The sequence below is a fragment of the Pseudorhodobacter sp. genome, from assembly GCF_030452865.1.
Lineage (GTDB): Bacteria > Pseudomonadota > Alphaproteobacteria > Rhodobacterales > Rhodobacteraceae > Pseudorhodobacter.
Window position 1 is genome coordinate 1 of record NZ_JAKDLJ010000441.1, and the last position, 2,797, is coordinate 2,797.

General features: G+C 57.6%; 2 protein-coding genes and 2 pseudogenes. 2 read left to right on the forward strand and 2 right to left on the reverse strand.

What is annotated here, in order from left to right; all coding sequences use genetic code 11:
- Together L0H65_RS17735 and L0H65_RS17740 are read left to right on the forward strand one after the other, a co-directional pair.
- A pseudogene (locus L0H65_RS17735) lies at positions 1-266 on the forward strand (RNA methyltransferase); the annotation flags it as partial.
- 324 nt (positions 267-590) lie between these two features.
- On the forward strand, positions 591-971 hold the full coding sequence (locus L0H65_RS17740; protein ID WP_301460546.1) for a hypothetical protein: 381 nt from the start codon (positions 591-593) through the stop codon (positions 969-971).
- Between the two features lie 434 nt (positions 972-1,405).
- On the opposite strand, the gene ispG is transcribed toward L0H65_RS17740, so the two are convergent.
- Entirely contained in the window at positions 1,406-2,530 is a 1,125-nt protein-coding gene (gene ispG, locus L0H65_RS17745) for a flavodoxin-dependent (E)-4-hydroxy-3-methylbut-2-enyl-diphosphate synthase (RefSeq protein WP_301460547.1), read from the reverse strand.
- 92 nt (positions 2,531-2,622) lie between these two features.
- A pseudogene (locus L0H65_RS17750) lies at positions 2,623-2,797 on the reverse strand (DUF4115 domain-containing protein); the annotation flags it as partial.

Here is a 2,797-nt window from a genome sequence, read left to right on the forward strand (position 1 = left end):
ATGAGTGGCAGCGGCAGACCGGTGACGTTGCGCCCGAGGAAATGGTGTTCAACCGCACGGATTTCGCCAGCCGCATCGAGATCGAGAAACTTGGTGATCATTTTGAGGAAAAACTGGAAGCGGCGGGGTTCTTTTACCCGCCCGCGAAAGTGCCGGGGATGAAGCAATCCTTGCGCAATATGTGGGCGCGGTTGGGGCTGACCAAGGCGGAAACGGCGACGTTTCACGGCATGTTGCGCCAGATTGCACGGCATTTGACGGATTAGATTGCCGGTATAGATTTTCAGACGAAAATCCGGCCTTCGGCGAGGATATTTTTGAACAGATGATGGACGGGTATGCGAAAAGAGGCCGGTGTGTCAGCTAATTCCCCCGTTCTCAGCGGCGTTCATTCGTGAAACCTACGCACCAATTTTCAGTTTCCAGGCGAATGTTATCGCGCCAATGCCCCGCCTTCCGGCAACAGTTTGCCCGCAAGATGCGCGTGCGGCCATTGCTGTAAAATGGGGTGGTTGGCGCCCTTATATCTGACGGCACGGCATTTACCAGAAGTGAAGGTGACGGAACCATAACAAGCAGAGCAGGGGAAGATGAATGATACGGTGATCGGGGGCTTGGCAAAACCCGCGTTGCAACCGCATGGCGCGTCGATGGCGGGCCAGCTGAAATTCCGAGTGCAGTTGGCACGTTCGCGGTTTCGACGGTTCATGGCAGATCAGCCGCCGTCGGTTGTCGTGATGGAGGCTTGCGGCAGCGATCATTTCCGGGCGCGCGTGATGATCAATCCTGGGCATGGGGTCAAGATTGCACCGCAATATCTGCTCCCCTCCCGCAGGCGTTGCCGCGCAACGGATCAGGAACGCAGCACACCGTTTCAGGGCGGCGTCGCAGGATCGCCAGTGCGTCGTTCGATCGCGTGGGGGTGTAGGATTTCGCCTGCGAACAAACCAGCGCATGTCGCTTTCAACTGAACTCGCCCGCCCCAATGCACGCCTTGTCCTTTGAAAAAGCGGCCTCATTGGGAAAGATAAATAACTGAAACCGATCAAACGCGATACGCCCCAGCACCTGGCGTCGCGCGTAGCGCAACGGAGCCGATGAAGCCTGATGATTTTGCTGATTTGTTTGTGAAGGATGTAGGGTTTTGGGGCCTTTGGTCTGAATTCACCGATAACACGAAGACCCGCCATATCAAGACGCGTCTTCCTGCGGGCGTTGAAAACAATCCACGTTTCAAGGATGCGTTTCGAAAGAGCGACGCCAAAGACACGGCGGCACCAGCCGTAGATCAAGCGTTACCATATCAGAATGGATCCGATTCAATCTGGAAAAGAGGATATTGGCGATGGCCATATCTCCTCGGCGAAAGGCAGACGGTTACGAGTTACGGCAAAGACAAAACACACTACGGTGCTTTTTCGGCTTCGGAAGCCTCAATCTGTGCGGCCCTTTGTTCCACCATTTCAACGATATGGTCGACCATCGCTGCGTTGCCAAGTTTGTGGCTCTGCTTGCCGGCAAGATAGACCATGCCGGAACCAGCACCACCGCCGGTGAAGCCGATATCGGTCATCAGCGCCTCACCCGGGCCATTGACGACGCAACCGATGATGCTCAGGCTCAGTGAAGTCGTCACATGGGCGAGACGCGTTTCCAACTCGGTCACGGTTTTGATCACGTCAAAGCCTTGCCTTGCGCAGGACGGGCAAGAGATGATGGTGACGCCGCGGTGGCGCAAACCAAGCGATTTTAGAATCTCGAAACCGACCTTCACCTCTTCCACCGGATCGGCGGACAGCGAGACGCGGATAGTGTCGCCGATGCCGGACCACAGTAGGTTGCCAAGCCCGATGGCGGATTTCACGGTGCCTGATTGCAACCCGCCTGCTTCGGTGATGCCAAGATGGATCGGGGCGTCGGTGACTTCGGCCAGTTGCTGATAGGCGGCGGCGGCCATGAAAACATCTGATGCTTTCACGCTGATCTTGAATTCATGAAAATCGTTGTCTTGCAGGATCTTGATATGGTCGAGACCGGATTCCACCATCGCATCCGGGCACGGTTCGCCATATTTCTCCAGCAGGTGGCGTTCCAGACTGCCTGCATTGACGCCGATGCGGATGGAGCAGCCGTGATCTTTGGCCGCCTTGATCACTTCGCGCACGCGGGCGGCGTCCCCGATATTGCCGGGGTTGATGCGCAGACAGGCCGCGCCCGACTCGGCCGCCTCAATCGCGCGTTTGTAGTGGAAATGGATGTCGGCGACGATGGGCACCGGGGATTCGGCACAAATCTGCCGTAAAGCCAGCGCGCTTTCACGGTCGGGTGCCGAGACCCGGACGATATCAACCCCGACAGCGGCGGCACGTTGCACCTGCTCGATCGTCGCTTTGATATCAGTGGTCAGCGTATTGGTCATCGTTTGCACCGAAATCGGCGCATCGCCCCCCACGGCGACCTTGCCCACCATGATCTGACGGGATTTGCGGCGGGCGATATTGCGCCAGGGGCGGATCGGGTTATGAGTCATCGGAACATCCTGTCCAGCGGTGGAGCAGACATAGGCCAAGCCTTGGCCAAGGGCAACCGGCGGATCAGCGCAGGGGGCCAAGCACTGGGGGTTCAGGGATTGGTGGCGTCGGCGACCGCGACAAATTTCGCCAGATCACTGTCGCCCGAGAGGTCAGCCAAAGCGAAATGCTCGGTCAATGCCTCCGGCGATAGCTTTACGTTTTTCACCACCTGCGCGCCAGGTGCGGCTGGGCCGTAGGTTTTGCCCAGAACCGCGAAATAGACA

What these genes read in the sequence shown, in the direction of transcription:
- L0H65_RS17740 (WP_301460546.1), top strand. Translation starts at nt 591, where the DNA reads ATGAATGATACGGTGATCGGGGGCTTGGCAAAACCCGCGTTGCAACCG.
- ispG (WP_301460547.1), bottom strand. Translation starts at nt 2,530, where the DNA reads ATGACTCATAACCCGATCCGCCCCTGGCGCAATATCGCCCGCCGCAAA.